General features: G+C 57.3%; 32 protein-coding genes. 6 read left to right on the top strand and 26 right to left on the bottom strand.

The genetic code is table 11. The features are described from left to right. Window positions 1-5 precede the first annotated feature (5 nt). Genes ACYJRZ_RS04225 through ACYJRZ_RS04205 form a run of 5 tightly spaced genes read left to right on the top strand, consistent with a single transcriptional unit; the run spans window position 6 to window position 2,034 of the window. Window positions 6-245: a hypothetical protein gene (locus tag ACYJRZ_RS04225; protein WP_459456381.1), complete on the top strand. Its 240-nt coding sequence runs from the start codon at window positions 6-8 to the stop codon at window positions 243-245. 54 nt (window positions 246-299) lie between these two features. Then, the gene (locus ACYJRZ_RS04220) at window positions 300-803 is read left to right on the top strand and encodes a hypothetical protein (RefSeq protein WP_459456379.1); all 504 of its coding nucleotides are present in this window, start codon (window positions 300-302) and stop codon (window positions 801-803) included. An 11-nt stretch (window positions 804-814) separates the two neighbouring features. Then, entirely contained in the window at window positions 815-1,552 is a 738-nt protein-coding gene (locus ACYJRZ_RS04215) for an SOS response-associated peptidase (RefSeq protein ID WP_459456377.1), read from the top strand. Then, window positions 1,549-1,845, top strand: a complete 297-nt coding sequence (locus tag ACYJRZ_RS04210) for a hypothetical protein (protein WP_459456375.1) — start codon at window positions 1,549-1,551, stop codon at window positions 1,843-1,845. Before ACYJRZ_RS04215 ends, ACYJRZ_RS04210 begins: the two co-directional genes overlap by 4 nt. Further along, the gene (locus ACYJRZ_RS04205; RefSeq protein ID WP_459456373.1) at window positions 1,846-2,034 is read left to right on the top strand and encodes a hypothetical protein; all 189 of its coding nucleotides are present in this window, start codon (window positions 1,846-1,848) and stop codon (window positions 2,032-2,034) included. Window positions 2,035-2,713: 679 nt separating this feature from the next. On the opposite strand, the gene ACYJRZ_RS04200 is transcribed toward ACYJRZ_RS04205, so the two are convergent. From ACYJRZ_RS04200 to ACYJRZ_RS04185, 4 genes are all read right to left on the bottom strand, one after another. Continuing rightward, on the bottom strand, window positions 2,714-3,058 hold the full coding sequence (locus ACYJRZ_RS04200) for a hypothetical protein (RefSeq protein ID WP_459456371.1): 345 nt from the start codon (window positions 3,056-3,058) through the stop codon (window positions 2,714-2,716). Window positions 3,059-3,268: 210 nt separating this feature from the next. Beyond that, complete coding sequence (locus tag ACYJRZ_RS04195; protein WP_459456369.1) at window positions 3,269-3,628, bottom strand: hypothetical protein; 360 nt, start codon at window positions 3,626-3,628, stop codon at window positions 3,269-3,271. An 8-nt stretch (window positions 3,629-3,636) separates the two neighbouring features. Beyond that, on the bottom strand, window positions 3,637-3,933 hold the full coding sequence (locus ACYJRZ_RS04190) for a hypothetical protein (protein WP_459456368.1): 297 nt from the start codon (window positions 3,931-3,933) through the stop codon (window positions 3,637-3,639). Continuing rightward, a complete protein-coding gene (locus tag ACYJRZ_RS04185) occupies window positions 3,933-4,565 on the bottom strand; it encodes a hypothetical protein (RefSeq protein WP_459456367.1) in 633 nt (210 codons plus the stop codon). Before ACYJRZ_RS04185 ends, ACYJRZ_RS04190 begins: the two co-directional genes overlap by 1 nt. A gap of 195 nt (window positions 4,566-4,760) precedes the next feature. On the opposite strand from ACYJRZ_RS04185, the gene ACYJRZ_RS04180 reads away from it, so the two are divergent. Next, window positions 4,761-5,534 (top strand): class I SAM-dependent methyltransferase, encoded by a 774-nt coding sequence (locus tag ACYJRZ_RS04180; RefSeq protein ID WP_459456365.1) that lies wholly within the window; start codon window positions 4,761-4,763, stop codon window positions 5,532-5,534. A 35-nt stretch (window positions 5,535-5,569) separates the two neighbouring features. On the opposite strand, the gene ACYJRZ_RS04175 is transcribed toward ACYJRZ_RS04180, so the two are convergent. The 22 genes from ACYJRZ_RS04175 to ACYJRZ_RS04070 all read right to left on the bottom strand — a co-directional run bounded on the left by ACYJRZ_RS04175 (window position 5,570) and on the right by ACYJRZ_RS04070 (window position 24,569). Further along, window positions 5,570-7,882 (bottom strand): beta strand repeat-containing protein, encoded by a 2,313-nt coding sequence (locus ACYJRZ_RS04175; protein ID WP_459456363.1) that lies wholly within the window; start codon window positions 7,880-7,882, stop codon window positions 5,570-5,572. A 138-nt stretch (window positions 7,883-8,020) separates the two neighbouring features. Continuing rightward, window positions 8,021-8,602, bottom strand: a complete 582-nt coding sequence (locus ACYJRZ_RS04170) for a DUF4376 domain-containing protein (RefSeq protein ID WP_459456361.1) — start codon at window positions 8,600-8,602, stop codon at window positions 8,021-8,023. A gap of 1 nt (window position 8,603) precedes the next feature. Next, a complete protein-coding gene (locus ACYJRZ_RS04165) occupies window positions 8,604-9,677 on the bottom strand; it encodes a glycine-rich domain-containing protein (protein ID WP_459456359.1) in 1,074 nt (357 codons plus the stop codon). A gap of 87 nt (window positions 9,678-9,764) precedes the next feature. Further along, window positions 9,765-10,496: a YmfQ family protein gene (locus tag ACYJRZ_RS04160; RefSeq protein WP_459456357.1), complete on the bottom strand. Its 732-nt coding sequence runs from the start codon at window positions 10,494-10,496 to the stop codon at window positions 9,765-9,767. After that, entirely contained in the window at window positions 10,489-11,574 is a 1,086-nt protein-coding gene (locus ACYJRZ_RS04155; protein ID WP_459456355.1) for a baseplate J/gp47 family protein, read from the bottom strand. The genes ACYJRZ_RS04160 and ACYJRZ_RS04155 overlap by 8 nt, the downstream gene beginning before the upstream one ends. Then, window positions 11,571-12,062, bottom strand: coding sequence for a phage GP46 family protein (locus tag ACYJRZ_RS04150; protein WP_459456353.1), 492 nt, complete (start codon window positions 12,060-12,062; stop codon window positions 11,571-11,573). Before ACYJRZ_RS04150 ends, ACYJRZ_RS04155 begins: the two co-directional genes overlap by 4 nt. Then, complete coding sequence (locus ACYJRZ_RS04145) at window positions 12,059-12,553, bottom strand: phage baseplate assembly protein domain-containing protein (RefSeq protein ID WP_459456351.1); 495 nt, start codon at window positions 12,551-12,553, stop codon at window positions 12,059-12,061. The genes ACYJRZ_RS04150 and ACYJRZ_RS04145 overlap by 4 nt, the downstream gene beginning before the upstream one ends. A gap of 18 nt (window positions 12,554-12,571) precedes the next feature. Further along, window positions 12,572-13,723, bottom strand: coding sequence for a phage baseplate assembly protein (locus tag ACYJRZ_RS04140; RefSeq protein WP_459456349.1), 1,152 nt, complete (start codon window positions 13,721-13,723; stop codon window positions 12,572-12,574). Between the two features lie 6 nt (window positions 13,724-13,729). Next, window positions 13,730-14,398, bottom strand: coding sequence for a hypothetical protein (locus ACYJRZ_RS04135; protein ID WP_459456347.1), 669 nt, complete (start codon window positions 14,396-14,398; stop codon window positions 13,730-13,732). After that, window positions 14,395-14,874 carry a DNA circularization N-terminal domain-containing protein gene (locus ACYJRZ_RS04130; protein WP_459456345.1) on the bottom strand — a complete coding sequence of 160 codons (480 nt, stop codon included), beginning with the start codon at window positions 14,872-14,874 and terminating at the stop codon, window positions 14,395-14,397. The genes ACYJRZ_RS04135 and ACYJRZ_RS04130 overlap by 4 nt, the downstream gene beginning before the upstream one ends. 24 nt (window positions 14,875-14,898) lie before the next feature. Beyond that, on the bottom strand, window positions 14,899-16,971 hold the full coding sequence (locus ACYJRZ_RS04125) for a phage tail tip lysozyme (protein ID WP_459456343.1): 2,073 nt from the start codon (window positions 16,969-16,971) through the stop codon (window positions 14,899-14,901). Beyond that, the gene (locus tag ACYJRZ_RS04120) at window positions 16,964-17,089 is read right to left on the bottom strand and encodes a hypothetical protein (protein WP_281408370.1); all 126 of its coding nucleotides are present in this window, start codon (window positions 17,087-17,089) and stop codon (window positions 16,964-16,966) included. Before ACYJRZ_RS04120 ends, ACYJRZ_RS04125 begins: the two co-directional genes overlap by 8 nt. Before the next feature lie 17 nt (window positions 17,090-17,106). Beyond that, window positions 17,107-17,406, bottom strand: a complete 300-nt coding sequence (locus ACYJRZ_RS04115) for a phage tail assembly protein (RefSeq protein WP_459456340.1) — start codon at window positions 17,404-17,406, stop codon at window positions 17,107-17,109. A 3-nt stretch (window positions 17,407-17,409) separates the two neighbouring features. Next, a complete protein-coding gene (locus ACYJRZ_RS04110; RefSeq protein WP_459456338.1) occupies window positions 17,410-17,772 on the bottom strand; it encodes a phage tail tube protein in 363 nt (120 codons plus the stop codon). Window positions 17,773-17,785: 13 nt separating this feature from the next. Continuing rightward, window positions 17,786-19,291: a phage tail sheath C-terminal domain-containing protein gene (locus tag ACYJRZ_RS04105; RefSeq protein ID WP_459456336.1), complete on the bottom strand. Its 1,506-nt coding sequence runs from the start codon at window positions 19,289-19,291 to the stop codon at window positions 17,786-17,788. After that, window positions 19,291-19,491 (bottom strand): hypothetical protein, encoded by a 201-nt coding sequence (locus ACYJRZ_RS04100; RefSeq protein ID WP_459456334.1) that lies wholly within the window; start codon window positions 19,489-19,491, stop codon window positions 19,291-19,293. The genes ACYJRZ_RS04105 and ACYJRZ_RS04100 overlap by 1 nt, the downstream gene beginning before the upstream one ends. Window positions 19,492-19,510: 19 nt before the next feature. Then, complete coding sequence (locus ACYJRZ_RS04095) at window positions 19,511-20,068, bottom strand: hypothetical protein (protein ID WP_459456332.1); 558 nt, start codon at window positions 20,066-20,068, stop codon at window positions 19,511-19,513. After that, window positions 20,065-20,385 carry a head-tail joining protein gene (locus tag ACYJRZ_RS04090; protein ID WP_459456330.1) on the bottom strand — a complete coding sequence of 107 codons (321 nt, stop codon included), beginning with the start codon at window positions 20,383-20,385 and terminating at the stop codon, window positions 20,065-20,067. Before ACYJRZ_RS04090 ends, ACYJRZ_RS04095 begins: the two co-directional genes overlap by 4 nt. Window positions 20,386-20,399: 14 nt before the next feature. After that, on the bottom strand, window positions 20,400-21,419 hold the full coding sequence (locus ACYJRZ_RS04085) for a major capsid protein (RefSeq protein ID WP_459456328.1): 1,020 nt from the start codon (window positions 21,417-21,419) through the stop codon (window positions 20,400-20,402). Window positions 21,420-21,435: 16 nt separating this feature from the next. Continuing rightward, window positions 21,436-21,807, bottom strand: a complete 372-nt coding sequence (locus ACYJRZ_RS04080) for a head decoration protein (protein ID WP_459456326.1) — start codon at window positions 21,805-21,807, stop codon at window positions 21,436-21,438. 12 nt (window positions 21,808-21,819) lie between these two features. After that, the gene (locus ACYJRZ_RS04075) at window positions 21,820-23,034 is read right to left on the bottom strand and encodes a head maturation protease, ClpP-related (protein ID WP_459456324.1); all 1,215 of its coding nucleotides are present in this window, start codon (window positions 23,032-23,034) and stop codon (window positions 21,820-21,822) included. After that, window positions 23,031-24,569, bottom strand: coding sequence for a phage portal protein (locus ACYJRZ_RS04070; protein ID WP_459456322.1), 1,539 nt, complete (start codon window positions 24,567-24,569; stop codon window positions 23,031-23,033). Before ACYJRZ_RS04070 ends, ACYJRZ_RS04075 begins: the two co-directional genes overlap by 4 nt. Window positions 24,570-24,573 lie beyond the last annotated feature (4 nt).

Below are 24,573 nucleotides of genomic sequence, written 5' to 3'. Positions count from 1 at the left end.
ACGCCATGAGTACCGCCGAGAAATTCATTGTTCTGCCGTATCGAAAAAACCGTGGCAACCTTGTGCCGGGTGAGATGCGGCAGGCGACCAGCATTCCATCTGCGGAGAAGATCGCTTCGGCAATGGCCGCTCGCTTTGTCGGCGTTGCGGCCTATGCTGTCATGGTCGACGAAGAGACCGGCGATATGTCGTCGCCCCGGCTGCTCGCGAAGCATGGCGAAATCGCAGACCTGAACGCCGCCTAAGATAGACAGAAAACATGAAGAGAAGGCTCGCCGCGCTGCGGCGGGAGCGGAGACGTGCGCAACGTTGAACCTGCCACTTCCCCACCAAACATGCTCGCAGATCATAAGGGGGAAACGGTCGATTTCATCTGCGAGGATTGCGAGATCCTGAAGCGCTTGAAGCCGTCCGCTCTCCTGGAGGCGCATGGCAATCTGACTATGCCATCGCTCCCGCCGCTGGTCGCGAAGTCGCTGGGGTGCAAGCGCACTGAGAACGCGTTCTATGACCGATGCAAGATGCATTTTCACTTCTCGCCAGGCGAATGGGCGGAGCGCATGGGGTACATCGATCCCCGAGAGCAGAAGCGTGGAGAACTTCGCTTTTCCGATCTGAGCCAATGGCATAGGCTCTACGTGCATTGCAGCTGCGGACGAAAAAACGAGCTCGATCGTGAGCGACTTGAGAAATCGTTGGGAAAGGGAGCCTTGATTTCTGACGCCGCCGGCAAGCTTGTCTGCAAAAAATGCGGCGTCAAAGGTTCGGCAAAGATCATCGTCCGCTCGCCGCCACGGGATTAGGGGGAAAGACCATGTGCAACCTTTATAATGTCACGACCAACCAGGAAGCCATTCGGCAGATCTCGCGAGCGATGATCGACAGCATTGGCAACCTTGAGCCGGAGCTTGATCTTTATCCGGACCAGATGGGGCCGATCGTGCGGAATACGCCGGCCGGCCGGGAAATGGTCAAGGTCCGCTGGGGTCTTCCCTCTCCTCAAAATGTGCTTCTCGACGCCGCCACGAAGCGTGCCGATAAGCTGCGCGCCAAGGGCAAGCAAGTGAACTTCGATGAGCTTCTGAGGATGGAGCCTGATGGCGGTGTGACGAACGTCCGCAACATTGACAGCAAACACTGGAAACGGTGGTTTGGCGTCGAAAACCGCTGCGTCGTGCCCTTCACGCGTTTTGCCGAGCCAGATCCGGCAAGCAAGGTCGAGGGAGGAAGGACGCCGAACGCCTGGTTCGCAGGCAGCGCGGACGAGCCGCTGATGTTCTTTGCGGGCCTATGGGTGCCACAATGGCGTTCTGTGAGGAAGGTCAAGGAGGGAGAGATCACGGTCGATCTCTATGGATTCCTGACCTGCAAGCCGAACGCCATCGTCGAACCTATCCACTACAAGGCAATGCCTGCCATCCTTCGCAACCAGGATGAAGTCGAGACCTGGCTTACCGCGCCATGGGAGGAAGCGAAGGCGCTTCAGCGGCCGTTGCCAGATGACGAACTGGTACTGCTATCAGCCGTGAAAACCGCAGGAGGTGAAAAATGACCGACGAAAGAATCGAAAAGCTTGAAAGACGAGTTGCCGAACTCGATGGTCGCTGCGTGATGCACGAGCTGCTGATAGCTCACTTGCTAGGTAGCATTGGCTCAAGCACCGGCGACATAAAGGGTTTCGTTGGAAACGTGATCGGCAATGTCGTGCGCGACATCCAAGCGGCTTCAGAGGCCTCCGGCCCTTCACAAGCGACGCGCTTCGCATACGCCATGAAGACCCTGGAAAACTTCGCGGGAAATATGGAGGGATCGCTTAGCCGGTCAACTCGGGGCGATCTGAACTAGATGGCCGAAGAACTCGAACGCCCGATGGATACCGTCCACGTCAATCACTATTGCGAGCATCCCGGCTGCAAGCAGTGGGGCGGCTTCGGTTATGATATCGGCAAGGGCGAGACGAAATGGTTCTGCTTCGAGCATCGCTGGCTGGACTACCGCCAGCCGCGATATGGCGACCTGTCAAAATTCCCGTGATCAGATATGCGCTCAGCATCCGGCCGCGTGTCTGTAAGGCCCACGCGCTTGGAGTTTCCTATGTATAGATGGTCGAAATTGGTCCGCGAGATCTGAATAGTCGGCGTAATTAGCAGCGAAATACGCTGATCTTTTTCAGAAACAACTTACGCTATTCACAAAATCAATACAGAGTGATACTTTCGACTTGCGCAAGTTACTGAACTCCCGTTCGCCCCCCCCGACTCGCGCAAATAGTGCTACGTAGCCGTCCTGCCTGGCCCCACCTGGCAGGGCAATTTCAGACTACGAGAGGCCTGATGAGGCGTCGTATTTTGATATTTTCCCACTAAATTTAGCCCGACTTAACGTCGGGCTTTTTTGTGAAAGCGGTGGCGCAAAAAGATCTGGCCGATTCGGCCTTCGGCCGGGCGCCCTGCCCCGCGGGGCTGTTTACGTCTAGCGATATCCTGCCGCTGTCTCCAATAGCTCCCTTCAGAGCATAATCGCTCGACGCAAGTCAGCTTCAAGGAACCAGCTTGATAGCCCGTCGCGTGGATGCCGATACATTAATCGAGAGCTGCGCAAACTGTTTGTCATAACGAACCGGTGACAGATTCCCAATGAGATTAGAGAAGCATGAGCTTTCTGACGGCGAAAACAAAAAAAGCCCCTACCCTGTGAAGGATAGGGGCTAGATTCAGCTTGAGCGCGTCCGTGTCGGCTTATTCTGATTCTCGACGATGCGATCGACGCGCAAGGTCATGTTCTCGACGGCAGTCTTCACGCCGTTGATGGCGCCCATGATCTGCTCCGTCGTCTCGCGAAGTCCCTGCTTGGTGATGTAGGTCTCGGCGGTGTGCAGCTTGTGGTCGGCAAGCTCTTCTTTGGATTCTTGGAGATCGGCATTCAGTTTGTCGATTTTTTCGGTTGCTTCGGTTTTCACCTTCTCGACCTTACCGTCGATCTTCCACCAGACGCCCCAACCCGCGCCGGATACAGCCAGGAAAAACATCACCCACTTTATGATGTCCTCAGACGTCATTTCTGCCCTGCCAGTCTGCTATCTCGTTCAGCATAAAAATCCCGCAGTGCGGCATGCCGGCGTCTGCAGTCGATCAGAGACTGCCTGTCTCTGATCCAAAAACTTTCCGTCTGCTCCTGCGTCAATGCGCCGGCGCCGATGTCGACTGGATTGTTGCAATCCTTTGTCAGTGCCGAATCCGGTTTTGCCAGCTGTGGCGCTGGCGGTGGGCTAACGTACCTTGTTGATGCGCTGCACGCCGGAAGCGCCAAGAGCAGGCTTACCAGCGTCAGGGTCTTGATGAGCTTCACGCTGGAGCTCCTCTATCTGGGTTTGAAGTGCGTCGGCGTCAGCCTGCATCTGTGCGATGCGCGCGGCTTCGGCTTGCTTTGCGGCGTTGTTGGCGGCGTCCTGGCGCTCGATTTCGTTAGCGCGCGCCGTCGCTGCGTCAGCCTTCATCTGCTCGATCTGGGCAGTATAGGCCGTCTCGGCTCGCTGATAGCCGCGGTGGTCGGCGACGAAATAGACGCCGACAAGCGCAAGGACGGATAGCAGGGCGCCGACGATCCAGCGCCCAATGCTTGTGCTCAAAAATGCGATCATGTCGACGGCGCCGTGTTGTCAGGCGCGCCGGGCTGCTTGGCCTTGTTCTTGTCGTCGGCGATCGAACCGAAGACGTAGGAGGCGAAGATCAGGCCGATGAGGCCGTTCAGGTTTATGAAGGCCGTGTCGAGCAGCGGATTGGTCTGGACATGGAACATGGCCCAGCCAGTGATCGCGCTCATAGCGATACCGGACCAAATCAGGGCGATGAAGATGATACGACGGCGGGCCGCCCAATCACCGGACGCCTTATGGTCCATGAAGAACTTAGAGATCATGCCTGGCTCTGCCATCACGACGCTCCTTCAATTGCTGTTAGGAATTTTTTCGCGTAGCCGGCAATATCGGCGGCGCGATCGGTGCCATTGATGATCTGGCGCGCGCCGAGCCAATCGGTCTTCGTGTCGTTGAAGAAATCCGACAATTTCTTGCCGGTGAATCGGCCATTGGTCATGCCATCAAACAGAATTTCGACGGTCTTTACGGGGTCAAGCGCCTTGTCCGGGTCGTCGGCAATGGCGTACTTCGCATAGTTGTCGCGCCCGGTGATCTGCACCAAACCGCGGCCTCTATATTTCCAACCGTCGCCGCTGGCCTCATTGCCGTTGCCCATGCGATTCGCGTAGGCACGGTTCGCAATGCGCTGCGGCTGCCGCGCATATGCCACGGCCTGATAGGCGGTGAAGTATTTCGGGAACGTCGCGCGAAGCCCCGAGGCAGAATAGTTGAGGTTTTCCGAGATGGCGCACATGGTGTTGTCCGCCTCGTGAAAAACGGTCGCAAGCATATACGCGAGCCATCGTGTGTCGAACGGCTTGGCCTGCCAAGCGTCAATGATGGCCTCGGTGCCATTGACCTGATTTGTCGACAGGCGGCCGCCGAAAATAGCGATGCGCACCGCGTCGAAGAATTTCGATCGGTCCATTTAAGGCTCCAATGAAAAAGGCGCCCCGAAGGACGCCTGCGATGGTTGTTAAGCAGATACTGCTTTTCGTTTACAAGAACGTTTGCATTCAACCGGTATTATTGTGTCAGACTGAGTATCTGCGTCCCTTTGTTGCAAATTGTCTCCAGCGCCTGTAGAAATTCCTCCGACTTCAGGTTGATTAAGGGGGGCAGCATGAAATTTCAGAACGTATTGAACCGCCTAGCATCTGACCGCAGGGCCAAACTTGAATGGCTAGATGATGCAACGTTCGCGATAGGCGGAAATAAGATCACCCTGAATTATGAACATGGCGGCAGCAAAAGGAAGTCGACGCAGTCTGACTTCACCATGATGAAGTCCCGCTCATTCCTCACTCAGTACCTTCAACACGAAGGAGAGGATTTCAGACGGATTTTGGAGCTGGGCGTATACCAAGGCGGTTCGTTTGTTTTCCTCGACCAGGTGTTTAGGCCCGACAAAATCTCCGCCGTGGAACTGTCGGAGGTTCCCATCCCCGCGCTCGATGCTTACGTGCAAAAGCGGAACGGCCGAGCGTCTGTTCATTACGGGACGTCGCAGGATGATGCGAAACGCCTAGCAGAAATAGTAGAGCGGGACTTTGGCGGCCAACTTGACCTTGTGGTTGATGACGCGTCTCATTTTTACGATCAGACAAAGGAGAGCTTCAAGGTTGCGTTTCCCCGACTGAGACCAGAAGGTCTTTACATAATCGAAGACTGGAGCTGGAGCTTTTTCAAGGATTATCAAAGCCCCGATCATCCTTGGGCAGGACATCACTCACTCGCGAACCTTGCCATAGATCTCATGGAGGAAATGGCACTCGGCGATACGATGGGCGAAGTGACCATTTCTCCACACATGATCAAGGTGCGTCGTTCAAAGGCGAGAGGAGCAGAGATTTTCAAAACTACATCCCGCCGTGGGCGACAATATCAGCTTATTTAGCCAGCTCTCTCTGATATAAGCGCTGGTGATAACGATCAGCGGACACGTCGGGCGCTGATGAAGCCGTTCGCGGTCATGGTGCTGACCGTGAACGAGGATTGCCCCACTAGATAAACCGTTGTGGTCGATGCGACGGAAATGCGCTGCCGGGGAGCAACAAAACCCTGGCTCTGACCGTTCGTGGGGAACGTGACACCCAGAAACGAATTTTGGCCCAAGCCGCCTAAAGTAGCTGACGTCGTGCTGGCGCCGCATTGCATGAGCGTCGGCGCCGTCGTATTCGCAGGAACGAACGTGCAAGTGCCGGTCACGTCCCAATCGCCAGCCGTCAGAGAGATGGACGTGATGTTGGCTGTCGTTGCACTCGTTAGCGAAACGCCCGTTGTCGAGTTCGAGACATATTCGCCGACGTCTCCCGTCTGAGCATTGCTGTTTGTTCCGGCACCCTTGATCCGTACATCGCCAGTGCCTTTGCCCTGGATCTGGATGGGGATATTCGTGTCGTCTCCCACCGCCTGGACTGCCACAGCCTGTCCCGTGGCCGCACCGAGGGCTTGAACACCATTGACGCCGCTGGCGACGCCTTGAATGTTCAGGATGGCCTTACCCGATGCATTTCGGAACGAAACTATATTGTCGCTGAACAGCTCTGAGATGCCAGCAGCCTGGTTAGTTCCATTTGACAAAATGCTGGACGTCGGAACACCCACCCCGCCAGAAAGGGCATACCATTGAATAGTGTGTCCCTTGGCGAGAGCAACTGCGATACCGACTCCAGTGGTGCCGTCATCGCCGCTGATCGCATTCGAGCCGATAACAATGCCCTTGCGGTAGGCTGCACCATTGTTCTGGATATTTACTGCAGCGGTGGCGTCGAAAGCTCCGACAATCTCTCCGCCGGATGCAAGCTGCGCACTAACGGTCTGGTCGCTGGACTGCAAGTACGGATCGGTGTCCGCCACGCCGACGAGATTGATCGAATCTGCTTCGATGCCGTATGCGCCACCGTTGCCGGCGGTCGAGGTATCGCGCCATCCCTCGAAATAACCGCCCCACGCTTGGTTGCCGGCCGCGCCAGTGTTGCCGTAATTGTTGTTGACCCCAATGCCGGTAGCAGCAATTACCTGAGACCCGGAAGTCGTGCGCCCCGTGGTCTGAGCACCAAATACAGCAGTCGTGAGCGAGTCTTTCGCGGTAGACGCATTCAGCACGGCGAGCTGAGACGTTTGCACATATCCGTAAGTGCGTCCCTTCGCCAACTGATACTGCGTAAGCCAATCAGGCTGCGATGCAACGTTCGTCCCGTTATTAAGTGCCGCAGGCCCCACAAACAGACGGTCATTAACGCGGTTCACGTTCGCGCCAAAGTTCTGATAGAACTGGCTCGTAGCAGATTGCGTCGTGGCACCACTCAGCGCAAGCGTCGTGAACGAACCTGTGTTGGGGATGGTGGCCCCGATCGGCGCATTGTTGATGCTGCCGCCCGAGAGCGCTGCACCGCTGATCGTGGGATTGATCGCCAGTACGGCAGAACCAGTGCCCGTGACTGCGCTGATCTGCGTGCCGTTGATCTTGAAGACGTTTCCGGACCCGCCGGTATCGAAGGTCTTACCAGTGAATGTCTGGGTATCCGATGTGCCGGCGAGCAAACCTGACGCGGGAAATACTTGCGTGACGCCGCCGATTGTGACTGTGCCCGTCAGTGTGGGGTTGAAGATCGAAGGAGCTGTGCCGCGAACAACGGAACCCGTACCTGTCGAGGTCGTGGTGCCAGTGCCGCCCTGCGCCACAGACAGGGGCGTCGTCAGATTCGATAGCGATGTGATATCGGCGTTGGCTCCGGAAGCAGCCGCCCCCAATGCGGAGCGTGCGCCGGCGGCTGTCGGCGCACCTGTGCCGCCCTGCGCAACCGGGACTACACCACCGACAAGGCCGGCCTTTGTGCCAAGGCCAATATCGACATAGGCAGTTGTAGCGACATTGGTGGAATTGTCGCCCTGAGACTTCGTCGGGGCAGTCGTGACGCCCGTGAAGGTCGCGGCACCGCCTGTGATGGCGACGGCGTTCGCATTCTGCTGCGACATCGAGCCAGCGGCACCACAATCCGTAATGAGATTGGCAGTCGTCCCCCAGCAGGCCAAATTACCCGTGGTGGGGGACGTCGTGGCTGGCTTCAGGAAGTCCGTAACTGGCTCTCTACCGGCCGATCCGCTGCCGTCGTGACCGACGATATAAGAAAGACTTCTGGAGGGAAGATTATTGATCGACACCGATGCCGATTGCGCAAAGGCGCCGGTCGCAAAGGCGCACGCCAGCGAGGCCGCAAGCAGCAGCTTCTTCAAATTCATTGTTTTATCCTGTGATTGGGCGCTAAGGCGTTGCCGAACGCATCAAGATGCAGGTGTCGGCCACGTAACTCGGGCTGCGGTGTTCGCAGCATCAATCGTGGAAGTCCAACTGATCGCTAGGCTTGCAGGCGCATCGAACTATTCCGCGATCGCAGGCCAGCCGCTTCCAATGTCGACGGAGCCGAGCACGGTCTCGTCCGCGGCGGCAGCGATGGCGTCCTTGAGAGTGCGGCCGTTCTGACGAACTTTCGCATAATAGTCTCCGACGCCAGCAGCGAGCGCTAATCCAGCGGCGGGCGCCGCCAGCGGAATGCGGCTGTTCTCGATCGAGATCCAACCTTCTTTATAACTGTCCGGCCAAACTACGGCACCGGCGGATGCGGCAATAGCAGTTGTCGCCATCGCCGCCATGTCTGCGCGGCTGCTGTCGTCAAGCGCTACATGAAGCCCTCCTGGGACCGGCGCTCCGGCCGCGAGGAGCGAGACGACCTTCGCCTCAACAGCACCCTGTTTCCGCGCCTTCATATCCACAAATGATGGCCCTACCGGCGCCGAAAACGCGTTGCCATCATACCGCCACCCCGGTTTGACCGCTTCACCGCAGGCCATGATAGTCGCCACGATCTCGGAGTGAAAAGCATCGGATAGTTCGATTTCATCGGGAAGCGTAATGAGCTCGACGACGGCTCCGCCTTCAATTCGCGCGAAAAACTTGCTCATTTCACCACCTCAAAATCACGCCGCCAACATTCGGCGGAGCCTCGGTCATCGCTGCGCCCAGCGCTTGAACGCCGCCGCCGCCGCCTGGCCATGTTGCGATCGGTCCAGGAGTGCCCATGACACGCCCTCCCTTGCCCCCTAAAGGACCAGCCGCGTTGCCGCCTGAAGCTGGTATTGATAGCGCTGCATCGTTTCCGTCAAAGCCGGGCTCGCCCACCAGATTAATTTGACCGCCGATGCCCATGCCGCCGGCTCCCGGCGATCCACCGTTCGTCGCGCCTGTACCACCTGTTGCCGACATATAGGCGCCAACAGATGATGTTCCTCCGCCTGTACCGTTGCCACCTGTAAGATTGTTTGATCCCGCCGCCCCCACAATAATTGTGATGACCTGCCCAGGCACCACGGCGATCCAGCCCAAGGCACACCCGCCGCCGCCGCCGCCTTCTCCGTGCGCTGATCCTGTGCCGATGTTCTGTATTGCCCCTCCACCGCCCGCGCCGTAACACTCGGGGTAAAGCCAATAGATACCCGCCGGGACAGTGAAGGAGAAAGTGCCTGCAACATTGAAAATTTGGACATTGCGGGCGACAGAGGAACCTGGACCGATCCGCAGGAGTTCAAACTGCGTCCCGTCGTAACTCACCTCAGCAAGACCTGGCACGAGATCATTGGCTTGTAGATCTGCTCCCCCGACGCGTGTGATCGGCTTTGCCCCCAAGGTGTTCACGTTGAGCGTAGCTGCAGTCGTGTTTGCGGTCGAAATTAACAGCAAGCACCGCAAGCCAGCCGTGAGCGCATCCGGCGCTGGCGTCAGCGTTGCGGTAAGAGCATTCGCAGAGCCGCCTGCGACGGCATAGTTGAGTTTGCCGGATTGAATGGCCTTAGCTGCCTGAGACAGATCGCCGTTACTTGGTGTCAGGCCAGCGTCTTGAATCAACGCGACGAGCTCTCTCTGCGGATACTCGACGGCAGCCCCCGGGATAATGGAACCCTGAACGCCGGCTGCTGGATTGCCATTGACGTATGGTGCGTTTGGATTGGATGCTTGATCGTAAGGTTGATTATACTGCATGCAAAAGGTGCCCAATAAAAAAGGCCCCGCGAGGAGCCTTTAGTTGGAAAAAGTGGGTGAGTGATCACCGCAGCTGAAGGCGACCGGCTATAAGCCAGTAAGGAAAACGCCGGTGCTATCGGTAAGGCGCGTGCCATCGCTATCGGTTAGAAATGCAGCAGCCAGGAGAGAATAGTCGAAGGAAACTTCAGTCTGAGCCGGCTTCCATCGCCGGATTATGCACTCTAGATCCGTGGCAAGTGCGATCGTCACCATATGGTCGACGCCAACCTCACCGCCACCCGCACCAGTTCTGAACCATGTCTCGCGGTTGTTTGTCAGATGAACGGTCCACTGGTACCGAATATCTGGAGATCCGATCACCCATCGATAATCATTCGAGTAGAGATCCGTTCGCGTGTCACCGCATCGACTGATGCCAGTCATGTAAGGGGAATATTCCTGAATCCCTACGGTATATCCCAAGCCTTGGGCGATACCCAAAAAGTACGGGATCGATTGGCCGCCCTCCGAGGTCATCTTATGGACGAGAGCAATTCTCCGATCGGCGATCGTTATTGCTTCTGCAACGCATGGATCAGGAAGACCCCACGCCGCCTCCCAGGAGTCGAGCATTTCTGACGTAATGCGCGGGTCGCTCTCAATTTCCAAAAGATCCGCCGCCCTGCCATCGACGTATGCCCAGTTGCTGGCGAGTCCGCTCAGCACTTTCATAAGCATTGCGTCTGGCTCGCGCGGCCACGCTGGGCCTGTTGGCAGATTATCTGCCATTGCCTGCTGATAGTCAGATTGGGTGCGACGGACGTGCGTGTCAGGCATATGTTATGGTCCCAAGCGTAGCCATGCACCCGCTGTTCGGCATAACCTGATCAGTCATTGTCAGGGTAAAGCTATCCACGCCGGACGCGCCGAGGATCGCATCAGATACCCAGGCGGCATAAATTGTTTGAGCGGGCTGTGCGACGCCGTTGACCGCATAGGCTGGTTTAGCGCGATCAGCCAGCATGGCGGTAACGGCATTTGCGATTGCCGCCCGTGTCGAGACGCTATCTTGCTCAAGATTCGTGATGGTGAAGCCAATAGGATAAAGCGTAGGCGCCAGAACAAATAGATCCTTCGTGGCGACGGGACGCACCGTATTCAGATACGCGGTGACGGTAGCGATATCGTCCGATGTAGGCAGCCCGTTATTCGATGAGCGCAGATCATCCATCATGAAGCGCACGGTTATGGTACCGTCGCCCATCTCAAGTGGAGAGCACCATGCGCGAGTAACGCCCGGCACTTCCAGCGTCCAAGCCACATAGTCATCCGCATCGCCACCTTGCGGCGGCTTCTGAATACGATCCAGAACACGATTTCTCAGCGAACTGTCGCTTTCCGCGTCTGTGCCGCCGGCTAGAGATACGACCGTAGCCGTACCATCTACGCCAGAAAGCGCCGTGGTTATTGATAGCGACGTGCCGGGATCAAGATTGCCATTTGCACCGGCCGTCTGAGCCTCAATGTTTCCTGCTGTGGCACCAGAGCCGAGCGTAATGTCTGCCGTGGTCTCGAAAGTAATCGCGCCGTTGCTTAGTTCTGTTCCGGCGTCTATAACTGTGCCTTCGGTGCCGGTAAAAGTTGCGGTTCCGGCAGCATAAGTCGCCTGTTTGCGGCCGTTTTTCAGCCAAATCGCTGCATGACGATCGAGCCATTCCTTTTCTGCGGTATCTGGCAACAGCTGCTTCGCGAGCCAATCCAGATATTGTAGCGTCAGGTGCGCCATACCGCTGTTGCCATCCGTAATGATCCGGAGCGGGCTATTCGGGATGATCGAACCGAGCTGCGTGGCGGAAATCATTTGGTCGCGACCGCGCTTGCGCAGGGTCGCCAGATCAGGGGTAGACCAAGTCAAGATATGTCATCCCATAAATCTTGGAATTGCAAAGAGATTAGGGATTTATTGCCCCTATACAGCACGATTGAAGCGGATATGCTTGTTTCGTTATAGCGCTGTACACCCACTTCCAATTTCGTTGCTATTTTTCGATCGAGAAAAGGCTGAAGGCATTCAATAAGATATGTCTTCGCCCGCGCCACTGTGGCGCCGTACTTATAATTTTCGTCGGTGATCTTGGCGCGATTCAAAAGCCATAGACGACTACCAACTTGCCAGCCGCCCCAAATCTCCTCGGCGTCTGTATCTCCCCACCAACCGCGCAGATCCGTGTCGCCATCAACCGGCAACTCATCATCAGAATTAGCGCGCCGATCAGTGCCAATCGCCATCAGGACGGCCGAAATCAGATCGTGAGTGCTGTCGAGCGTGTTTTGATCGGTGGTCAGCCAGTCGAGTGAAATGGCCTCCGTATTCTGGCCCGGTGCAATGCGAATATTGCTCAAGCAGGCGCTCCCGTATTGCTTGCGCCCGACGTGACGCCGGTGTGAACGTGATCAACCCCGATATTCTTGCCGTCGTGGGTAACGGTGCCGCCCTCTATCGCCACACCGGCCGGCGAGATCGTCATTGTGACGCCGCCGGCAGTGATGGTGAGCGGATTTCCGGCGGTGTCGATATTGATTCCGCTGGCGGAAAAATGGATCTCGGCGCCGTTATAGTGGTAAACGGATACATCTCCCGCTGGCCGCCCCTTCTTACGACTGCGACGATCAGCGAATGCCAGAACAACCGGATGTGACCTACTGCCACCAACAAAGCCAATGATGGCCTCCGCAGCGCCGTCGTTCCCGCTCGCCGCAGGGACTGCGGTGAAGCCGTAGCTCTCAAAGTGCTCGACGTCAGAAAGGCTTTCGTCTTGTAGGCCAACGAGGTTCAGCGAGCGCAGTTTTCCGCCGTCGTTGACGGACTTGATGCTTCCGCGTGCAATTGTCATGGTGTTCTCGCGTATGGGCTATACCGGACCCGCAAGGCCGCCCGGCCCGATGATAATTGGCACGCCAGGCGTAATGGGCGTTGACGTCGCCTTCTGAGCATCGGTTTGCTCCTTTGAAACGCCCGTAGCCTCGATGGACGAGCCAATCCACTTTTGTGCAATGAGCGTGGTGCGCGTCCCGGCGTGATCTTGAGAGAAGGTCACCTCTGCAATCTTCAGATCAGACGTATTCAACATGAGCATCGGAGAGTCGATCGAGATTATGTTGCCGACATCTGGCAACTTGCCGGTTGACAGCAGCCAACCCTGATAGACGATGCGGACTACGACCTGGTTGCTCAATGATAGTAGCAGAGAGCGTCCTGCCGCCTGTTTCAGGTCATCTGCGTCCGCTGGGATGTCTGCCTGCAGCTGCTGATTGATGCTGTAATTCCCGCCCCGCGAGTCAGCCTTGCCTGAATAAGCACCGCGGTTCTGTGCGGGCGTGGTGTCATCATTTCCGCGCTGCTGACCGGTTACTTCAATACTGGTCGCCGGTCGTGGATTCTGCGCAAGGCAGCTCGCGGCAAGGATGTTGCGCCCCTCGACGAACTCAGCAGTAGGATTGTTGTCCGTATTGCCGCGCGCGACAATATTGCCGTCCGTGTCATCGTAAAGCCAGATGCCCCGGTACTTCGATAGTCTGGACAGCAGGCGGAACGGCGTCTCACCGGGCTCGATATTGACATATTTGAATACTTTGTCCCATCCTGACGGCAGGTTGATCGTCTTCAGTTTGACGCCTACCGGCCCGAGCACCTTGTTCGCGATGGCTTGAAAATTATAGTTCTTGAATTCGCCATCCTTCAAAGGGATGGTTTGCTCAACAGCCTTCAGTACGCTGCTCGCAAACGTCACCCGCACCGAGTGATTGTGGGCATCGTAAGCCGCCTGCCGCTCATAGATAATGCCAGATGCGAACAGCTGACCGGCAAGCTTGACGGTGGCGGCGTCGCCGGGCTTGATCTGCAAAGATTGGCCGACTGCACCGTTGGCGCCGACTTTCTCCGTCACGGTTAAGGTGACCATGCGAACGAACGGATCGATGCTTGCGGTCGCCGTTACCGAGTCCCAATCACGAAAAACCTTTCCGTTGATCGTGACCTCGCACGTCTCTTCAATTTTGGGCAAAACGGATTACTCCGTGAGCGCCCGGATACTAGCCGGCATGAAGGCCGGGTGAACGGGGCTATTTTCGTTGATGATTTCGTCCGCGCGGCTGGCGTCGCCATAAAGGACGTTCGCCAAGGTCAGCGCTGTACGGCGCTTGCCGAATGTGTATGTCGCGAGCTTTGGAAGCTGACTTGCGCGCTGAGAAAGGTCGTAGGCAACTGCGCCGTGCAGCGCTAGGAAGGCTTGGTAAACAGCGGATTCGAGATGGTCAGCGGCGTAGTCTTCGATCGCCTCAAGGTCATCGACCATGCGGGCGAGAATGGCCTCCGCTTCACTGCGGCTCGTCAGAATGGCGTTTGAAACCGCCCTACTCTCTTCCGCAATGCACATTCTCAGCAGCATCTGCCGCACAGTGATACCAGCCGCGTAGCTCGGCGTCAGAGCTGATATATTTGACCTGATCCCGTAAAACTGATTGGCCGTAATGCCGGCTGCGGTGGCGGCTGTGAAGCATGAAAGCGCCGGCGCGCCGATCGTTCCAGCCTGCAATAAGGACTTCGCATCAACTTTAAGCGTCGTGCATGCTCGATCAAGCGCCGCGCCTTCTTCGGTCGTGCCAGAGGTCAGCGCTGACAGGTTGGCCGCCGTGCTTTGCAGGATAGCTACGGCTTCGTTCAATTCGGAGCGGGTCAAGCTATGATCGCAGTATCTGCGGCAGAGGCGGCAGCGCTACCCGCGCTGTCAGCCGCGCTAGAGGTTACGGATTGCGTGTCTGCTGCGGCTGGCGTGTAAGGACTCGTGCCGGCCTCGACGAGGAGTATCTCAAAGCGCGCCATGCCGCCCTCTTCTCGGCTCTCGGAAACGCTGTAGCCCTCACAGACTACATTCATGATCCCCATAGTTGGGTGGATCAACGTGCCGCCACCCTCCGTATCGAGGGCGGCGCTCAACAGATCGCGAAAGATGAAATAGTCGTCGCCGATGACGTAGGCGGAAATAGAGAACTTACGCGCTCTACGACCCATGTCTTCAGTATATGGATCATCGCGCTTGGGGTATTCATGCGTTACAGCGCGCCGGCCGCCGGCTTTGGAGCCACCTTCCACATGGAACGGCGCGCCGCGGAACGACGCCGGAAGCAGCAACTGCCTCCAAAGTGGAGAAGCCATGTTTTTTCCTTGGGTATCGGCTCGTTAGAGAGACACGGACTTGCCGCGGTCTATCTTGAGTCCCTGAAAGAGATCGCTGTCGCTCTGCTTCACGGTGACTGGGTGGTCTTTGCTATGGACGTGAATGTCGACCTTGCCAGTCGGAGGCTTGACGGATTCGGTGGACTTGACGGCACCGGATGCCCTTGCGGTAGACTTGCGTTCCGGCGCACCCAAATTGTCCGGCAGTCCACGTAGGAACCCAAGTCGCTGTGATATCGCCTTGCTCGGGTTGCCCGGAATCTCGTACTTGCGAACGAGCGTGTCCACCATGCTCTCTGGAGAGTCGCCGCTGTTCAGCTTCTTCCACACGTTCGCATAATACTTTTTAGCTTCCCACAGGTATGCTTTAACCTGATCCGTCACACTCATCTGCTGGGGGAACTTGCCGAACTGGTCCTTGATACGCTGAGACCTAACATCATCCCATTGCGCAATACCGTGGGCATAGTGCTTGCCGTCCCAATGCACATCTCCCGGCTTGTTAAGGGCTTCTCCGCTAAAATTGGCCACAGATGCCATAGCGGCGTCATGACTTAGTCCGCCAGCGATTAGCGCTTCATACGCCTCTCTCTGATTTTTAGCTAAGCTGCCCTTGGCGTGAACGGCTCGAATGCTCTCAGCGCTTATCGTCCCACCGCTACCGCCACCGCCGATTACAGCCCTCTTGCCACCGCCTCCGTAACTTCCGCCACCGCCCCATGATGCATTCTGGAATCCATCACCACCGGCGCCCGAACCAGCGCCGCCGCCCAAATAACTTTGGGTGAAAGCGATCATGCCGAGCTCGACGCCTTTGGCAAAAATAGCCACTGCTTCGCTGTCGCGCGCGGTCGATGCGCCTATAAGTGCAGCCTGCATGCCTGGATGGTAAGCTGCGGGGTGAATCCCAGCCCCAGAGCCATCGAAACTGGACTTCTTCGCACCGGGCTGCTGATCAGAAGAAGAGCCAAACCAATCCAAAAATTTGTCCATCGGGCCGCCTTTTTCGATCAAAAGGCCGCTTTTACTCTTGTAGTATTGCCCATCCTTCGCTGAATCGCTGTCCTTGGCCCTGTCCTCGGGTTTAGGCGGGTTTATCGCTTTCCAGTTGGTGAAGCTTTGAACCCATTCGACGCCGTCCTTGAGGTTTTTGAAGACGGCCTGAATGTCAGTACTCACTCCCTTCCAGTCAACTTGCTTCACATCTTCGCCGACTTCGTGAAAGAATTCCTTCACATCGCCGACGTGAGCGTCAGCCAAGCCTTTAAAGGCGTCGGCTGCGGCAGTGAGGTCCGGAGCGAGCTGGGCCCCAATAGAATTCTTTAGCTTATCGAAAACGCCGCTCAGGTCAGAAATAGTGTCCTGAAATGCCTGAGCATTCTTAACGTCGGTTTCAGAAAACCCGTAGCTATTCTTGGCGGCCTCCGCCAACCGTTTCTTGAATTTTTCCAAGCCATCTGCAACCATCTGCGCCATGTCAGCGTTGCCAAGCAGCATCTGGCTCATGAGCCGCTTCGACTCGCGGGTCTTCTGTTGCGAAATAACCTCGAATGCCCTGTCGACGTACTCGTCGTTGTTTTTGGAGCCGGCCATGTAATTGGCGATGCTGGCTCCGCCGCCATTCACCCCAAGTAGCGCGCCGTAATTACCCTGGTGCCGCCGCATCGCGTCGGCATTCTCCGCCGCAAATGACATCGAGCCCTGTATGACAGAGGGATCAACACCGGAACCAGCCGCAATCTGCTTGAGTTGCTGCAGCTTCTGTATGGTAATTCCGGTCTCGTTGTTAAATTTGCGCATGCTCACGGCTTCATCAGAAAACTGACGAATTGATGAGCCAAGAGCTGCCATAGCTCCCGCAGCGCTCAGCGCTCCTACGCCGAGTGCACCGAACCCAAGTCCACCTGCGGCCGCCTTGCCAACGCCCTCCGCTTCCTTACGAAGGCTCTCCATCTGCTTGCCGACCTGTTTCATTCCGTCTGGGACTTTGACATCCCTCAGGCGGCTCACGAGAGCTTTCAGTGGCTTTGAAAAGCCGTCGATGATGGTCGCTGGAAGGACCAATGCCTCAGTCATCGCGCGTGCTCTCCAGGTATTTCAAGGTGTAGCTGTGCAATTCCGCCAACTCATGGTGCGGGCGAGCCAGAAAATCGAACGGGTTGACGTGAAACGTCATTGCCAGATCGATAGCCATGTTGACGGAATCGTCGGCTACACCGGCATGAAAAAAGGGGTCAAAAACCACCCAAGGCTAATCAGATCCTTGGGCTTGAGTTTTGCTACCGACGATGGCGGCACATCGGCAAGGCGGCTAATCATAGCCGCCATGCGCTTGTCGTCGATAAGGACACGCGGTGGATCGCTGATTGGATCGAACTGAACCGGGTTTCCAACCGCAATGACGTCGGCGCCGGTAGGCTCTCGGAGCGTAAGCTCCTTCACCTGCTCGCCGTGTGCCTCGATCTCATAATCGAAGTTGAACTTGAGTTTTCCGTTTTCCCAGCCAGCCACTTATTACGTTCCTTCCGTGCAGGATACGCCTTCGAAGCGAATTTTCACCTTACCATCGGCGGTTTCCATCGGCAGATCGCCGGCCTGCCACGCGTTTTTCAGCGTATAGGTATGGCCGTTGGCGATCTCGGCGGTGACGGTCGCAGAGGTGATGCCCTTGACGTCAGCAATCTTCCAGTCATCGGTCAGGGTGAAGTCACCCTCGATGTATGGAACAACTGGCATTTCGGAATAGCCGTGCACGTAATCCTGGCCGGCGATACCCGTCCTCGTAACCGAGGACGGCATGATCACCATATTCCCGCGCAACGGGTATTGCTTACCGTCTACTTTGACGTAGGCGGTGCCTGCGGCTCTAAGTGCCATCTGTTGTTATCCTTTAGGTTGCGCTGGAATACTGCAGCCGGAACTGCGCAAGCACTGCGAAAATGCGCAGGCCGTTGATGATATCCGGCGGATAGAGAACGTCGACGCGATCTGGGTTGGTGCTGTTGCGCTCAACCACGAGATTGGAGGCGAATGCGTCCAGGTTCTCGACCAGGCCGTCATACTCCATGTCCGAATATTCCGACACGAGCTCTGCCTTGATGATCTTCGGCGTGATAATCGCCTGACCGGAGGCGAAGACAGTGCCGTCGTTTGCCAGCTTGTGGCGCGGGTACTTTGTCGTGATCGCGCCCTTCAGTCGGCGGAAGATTTCAGCCAGCGTGTAGAGCGTCGTCGCCAGAGCATAGGCGTTGTCCGCCTGACCGTAGCTGTTCTTCTGGTAGCGCATGGCCTCGCGCATGATCGCCGGGTAGCCATTCGAATTGACACGCTGAATCGCAATGCCGACCGATACCAGATTGTTCATCTGGACGACGGTGAAGCGATCTTCAGACGGCGCTGGCAGAACGCCGGTCATTTCCAACGTCTGGAGCGGACGCGCCGGATCGTTCGCCAGGCCGCGGATGGCGGCGGACGTATAAGCGGCTGTCCAGTCCCAGATAGGAGACGGCGACGCTGGCTCGACGGCCAGCACGCTTTCGACGGCAGAATTTCCGGTCGGACCCCACGTCATGAGGTTGCTGTAGGTATCGCGGCGAGCGCTCCAAACGGCGCCATAAAGCTCGCGCATCCAGCCCCATCGGCCAGTGTCGCCAAAGCCATATTCGATATCGAATAGGGCGAGCGTGTTGGAATCGGTATAAGGCAGACCGACAAAGTCGTATTGCGTTTCGCCGAGAGCAATGATGGCATTGTCGAAGGTCGGGACACCGGCGCCGTTGGTGGCCGCGGTATGGACGAGTGTAATGCCGGCCGGAAGCGCCTCGCCGCCGTTCGAACCAAGATATGTGTCGGTGACGACGATATCGTTGCCAGTCGCGCCCTTCCACCGGCAAGTGTATGTCACGACACCAGCTGCAGCAGCAGCAGTCGACGGAAGGGTCGTCATCGCATTGACGGCAGCTGCAATGTTCGTCGCGATCGTGGCAGCGGTGTCACCGCTCTTGACGCCGACGCTGACTAACTGGCCAGCAACATAGAGCGAGATGATACCGGATGCTGTCGCAGTTCCTGATACCGTCGTCGTCTGCGTGGCTGCAACGCCACCGGTCGGGTCATCGACCGCCATGCAATAAAGCAGGGCAGCAGGATAAACCTTGAACAGGCGATAGACCATGCGTTCGAGCATGGAGCCTTCGCCAAACAGCTTTTTGGCGATCTCGGGCGAGCCGATGGCGTAAACCTTGTTCGATACGGCGGAGCCGGTCGCAAGCATCTGGCCGATGAAGATGGCGGGATGGCTGGCCGTGATGCCTGTGCCAGCCTGCGAGGAATCGACTTCCGCATAGAAGAGCGGAACGTTCCAGTTCTGGGGGAATGAATTGAAAGAAACAGACATCAAGAATTATCCGTTTTCGCGCTGGTGCTCGACGCCTTCGTGACTGCCGGTTCGCTCTTGGCGATGGCTCCATCTCTGATCAGGCGGAACGTGAATTGATCTGCGAGCCAATCGGCGCCGCCATCTGGGAGGCTGCCGGAGACAGGATGGCTCAGCTTCGCGCCCGGCTGTGCGGGAACGACAAAAACCGTTTTGCTCATGTGGTGGTGATCTTTTTCGTTAGGACGCTGGTAGTGCCCACGTCCTGTTGAACGTGTCCGCCGTATCGTCATTGTTCGGCTTTGCCGTGACGCTCAGTGTCGAGAAATTGTCAGAAATGACCGGGTCATAGATCCAGCGATAGAAGAACTGGAATTCAAGCTGCAGCTCAAGGAAGTAGGATTCGCCTTCCTTCTCGAAGATGCGGCGCCGGCGGATGCCGTTGATGGATTCGAAACGAAAACTCTCGTCTGCCGCAAACCCGACGAAGGTAGGGTCCGTCATTAGCGTGTTTTCGATGGAATCGATGTCGACGTCTATGATGCCATCCGTAACCGATGGATCATCGAAACCGCGCGAGACAGCAACAATGATGGTGGCGGTGACACCGAATTTCGGAGGGCCTGCATTTGCGTCGCCATCCGGATCGAGGCGTTCGTCGGCAATGAAGATCGACAGCGCCGGCAGGTCATCAATTGAAAGCGTCGGCGTGCCTTGCTTGCGGATCGTCTTGTAACCAGTCAGACCCTCAAGGCGACTATAGATCGCCTCTCTAATGGCCGTGGTGTGATTGGTCATCGGATCTCTTTCAGCTTCAGCTCGGCACCGCCCTGGCCATCCGGAAAGGATGCATCCACCTTGTAGGTCTTGCCGTTCAGCGCGATCTTGTCGCCCTCACGGGGCGGCACTGAGAAATCGCTCAATCGAATGCCGAGAGTGACATTCGTCGAGGCCATTTCCGAACCATCCGCCATCATCACGGTTGCCACGGCGCGATCGTAGATGCCGGTGGCAGTGTATGGCGTAGCGCTCGGCTGGGATTTGAGTGGCGTGACCGTTACAGTCACGCCGAAAGCCGCCATGCATGGCGACAAAACAAGGTTGTCAAAATCCATGGCGGCCTGACTGCTTAGCTGGCGGTGCCCGTGTACAGGACTTCCGGACGCGTGCAGATGAACAGCGGATAGCTGTAGATCTCGAACTTCGTCCAGGCGTTGCGGTCACGATCGGGGATCGTCAGAGCGTACTGCTCCTGGCCGAACGTGTTGATCCACGGTTCGAATTCGGCCGGTCCGTAGGCGACCTGGAACAAGTCACGCACGCCAACCGGGAAGAAGATCGCCGAGTTGTCACCGACCGCGATCGTCGACTTGTCGTCGGTACCGCGGTAGTTGTGGAAGTAGATGCCGCCAAAGTAGAAGGCATCGAATACCGTTGCCTGCGTTGCGCGCAGACCTTCGGCCGCCTGCCAGTTCTGGTAGGTCAGCTCGACGGACGGGTGCTTGACGAGGGCGTCGAAGAAGGAATCGCCGACAAGTGCATGCACGCTCGTGCTGCTGGTGAAGCCGCCCTTCGATGCGCGCGCCATGCCGCGAGCGATCTTCTTGGTGAGATCGTTCACGTTGATCGAGGAATTCGAGAAGTTGAACGCAACGTCAGCGTTCGGGGTGATGCCCCATTCAGCGAACCAGTCGATCAGGACGCTACCGTCCGAATCTAGCCACTTGCCCTGCAAGGCGCCGAGGCGGGCATATTCAGCGGTGATGTCGAAGTCGTCTTTCAGACGAGACAGGCGGCGGGCCGCTTCGGCCTGAACCTGCATCAGCTCGGTTTCAGTGCCGAACTGGCGAATGCCGTTGAGCTGTTCAGCGTAAAGCGTGAACGACTTCGCCCAGCGCCTGGTGCTGAAATTGCGGATATCGCGCTTGTCGTCCTTGAGTTGCGTCGGAGGCGAGCCGATCGGCGACGTCGGGATCAGCTGCATGAAGCCGTCGCGCTTTTCGATGGCGATGCTTCGCGTGTTGGTCGGAACGGGCTCGAAGATATTGAGCTCGTTCAGGAACTGCGGCTTGTAAGGGATTTTTTCAAGCGCAGTGGTCAGCGATACGGTGTGAAACGCATCGCTGTTAAAAATGTCCATGCTTGCCATTAGGTCAAATATTCCTTTAGCGGACGGAAATGCCGAGCGCGGCCAGCTGGGCGTTCTGTGTGGCGATCTCAGTCGGAGTGTCGATCGACACATCGCGCGTGAGCTGATTGCCGTTCACTTCGCAGGTGCGGGTGAAGGCAGTCACATGCTGATCGGCGCTCGTCGCGTCGACGCGATAGCCGGTGATGGCGGCGGCGATCTGCGAGCCGTCCGATGCTGCCGGAACAGAAATCACGTACTTGCCGGTGGCTGTGACCTTGCCGACAACAGTGCCGGGCTGAATGACGCCGGCGCCGGAGGCGATGGTAATGACGTCGCGCGAGATATAACCATGCGCTTCGGTAACCAGGAACTCAAGGTTCCATGGCTGCTGCGTAAAAGTGGTCATGTTTGAAATTCCTTAGCGCTTGGTCATCTTCGGCAGCTTCGCAACGGCTGCATCCCAGCCCTTGGCGACATCTTCCGCTTTGGTGCGAACGACGGCGCCCCTAGCGTTGCTCGTGTGACCTTCGTTTTCGGCGCGCGCCTTGAGAAGACGACGGCGGACATCCGCCAGCGGAGCAGCCTTGGCAAGGAAACCGGCCGTTAGGTCGTTGCGGCCGGCGAGCGCGCACAGATCGGCGACACGACGAGCGTAGGAAAGACCCTTGAACGAAGCGCGCGCCTTGCGGGCGGTCGGCTCTTCGTCGTCTTCCTTGTTCTTGTCGTCGTCCTCGTCGGCATCGGCGCGCTTGTCGTCGTCGTCATCGTCGACGTCGGCCTTCATGTCGTCGTCATCGTCATCGGCGCTGAGATCGTTGTCGTCATCGGCGCGAGCCTTGCGGGCTTTGCGAGCCTTGCGGGCGTCGGACGGCTTGTCGTCGTTTTCGTCGCCATCTTCGGCATAGCCATCATCCTCGGCCTTGGCCAGGATAGCGGCGAGCGCGTCAAGCTTTGCCGACAGGGCGGCGATGGCCGCCTCGGTCTTGTTCTTTCTTGGCGTTACAGCCATAGCAATTCCTTTATGCATGGCAGTTTCAACTGCGGCACGTAAATGTTGTGGAACGAGTTTGAGGTTGATCGACGCCTGCGAGGGATCGATGACCTCGTCGCATAGGCCGAATTCAACGGCTTCCTGGGCGCTCAGAAGACGGTTCTCTTTCATCAGAGCGATCACATCTTCTTCCGATTGCCCGGTTTTGTTCGCGTATGCCTCAACGTATCGATCGGTCAGCCTTTGCAGATCTTCCGAAGCAATCCTGAGTTCATCCGCCGTCCCGCCTGCACCGGCGCTGTACGGCTCATGAATCAACATGAAACCGTTGCTGGCGATCTCGATGCGATCCGCAGCCATCGCAATCAGGGTGGCAGCACTAGCCGCCAATCCCTCAATGCGTGCCGTGATCTTGGCTTGAGACATCGACAGGATCGTGAAAATCGCCTCCGCGGTGAACACGTCACCACCGGGTGAATTGATCCTGACGAGCACCTCGGCCGGGTTGCCGAGAGCTTTGAATTCAGCGTCGAACCATTGGGCAGTGATGCCCTCCCCGGTCTCATCGGCGCCGATGCCGCTGAACAGGCAGATTTCAGCGGGTGACAGCGACATGGCCCTCACCCTCTTGTTTCGGGTCATCTGGTAGCCTGCCCTTCAAGTTGTTCTTGTTTGGATTCGGCTGCATCCGGGTCGCTGTCATCGGCCGGCGGCGTCTTGGACAAGGACTGTCCAAGTGGGCTGTCGGTCAGCAGGATTCCGAGATCGCGAACGCGCTTCTGGTCGGCAGCAATGCGGCGATCGGTTTCCTCTGGGTCGTAACCGAGCTCCTCGATCACATCACTTCTGGCCTTGTATCCATTGTCGACGAGCAGCTTTTCTGCTTGGCCGTCTCTCAATGGGTCGATCCAGTCGAACCGCGGCGGAATCCATTTGACCTTCAGATACTTCCGGCGCTTCTCCAGGAAGTCCGCAATGTCGATCTCACCGCTAATCACGGCGTCCGTCAGCCACCGCGCCCAAACGGGTCGGCACATCTGGAAAACCATGCAGCTATGCTGTAGCTGCGTCAGCCTGTTTCGGAACTCGACGAGAGACTGTCGCGACGACGAGTAGTTCGCCTTGGCGTTGTCGCCGGTCGTCGACATGTATGGAACGCCCATGCCAGTCGAGGCCGCCAGCAGGTTCCTATACTGGAACGGCTCATACGAATTGCCTGCTTCGGCCGGGTCGCTGAACTTGATGTCCTCGCCCGGAAGCAGGCTCTGGATTGTGCCAGGCTCCAAAACCGGGAACGGTCCCGGCTCTCCGTTTGGCATCAAGTCGTCTGGGTCATCGGTATCGAACATGTCGCCGGGTGCCGCGCTAGTGACGAAGCCGGCATACATCGCGGCAAGCTTTTTGCGCTCAAGCTCGGCGTCATCATACTGATCGACGAGGAACAGCTTCACGATCGAGGGCGTGATCCACGGAACGCCGCGCATCTGGCCAGGCCGCAGAGGTCGGTAGATATGCAGCACCTCATCCGCTGGCACCCTGACATAAGTCAGTGGGTGAACGCGGTAATAAGGATCGCCGGGATAGACAGAGTAAAACCAGTAGGCGATGCGGCGGTCGTTGCCATCGAGCTCGATGCCATTGATGATCTGGTTGCCATCATCGGCCATGTGGTTCTTGTTGTAAGCGAGCATCTCGCTTTCGAGCAGCTGCAGCTGCAGCGGCACGCCGGGCGTATTGTTGCTACCGGATCTGAAGCGAATGAAACATTCGCCAGCCTCGAACAGTGCGCGGGCGACGAGCGCCTGCAAGCCATAGAAGTCGGTCTGTCCGGTGAAGTCCGCCTGGTCGGTCCATTCTCGCCACAGCACCTGCAGCGCATCCTTCAGTTCTGCGTCATCGAGCAGCGGTGACGGCTTGATGCCGGCGCCTACGAGATTGGCGACGAAAGATTCCGCGGCAGACGCCACATAAGGATTGTTCCGCAACAGATCGCGCGACCGTGCCCGCAGCTGTTCGCCGTCTGCAGACACCAGCTGTGTCATGCTGGCGCGAGTCGGCTGCCAATTCGACAGCCGGCGGCGCATTTGCGCGCCCTCAAAACCCATGCCGGTATAGTATGCCTTGGCCGCTTTCGTTGATTTGGCGGCGGCCTTGGCTTCCTTTTTCTTCTTGCTCAATGGC

The sequence above is a fragment of the Rhizobium sp. No.120 genome (assembly GCF_054558365.1).
This window is presented reverse-complemented; position numbering and strand designations above follow the sequence as displayed.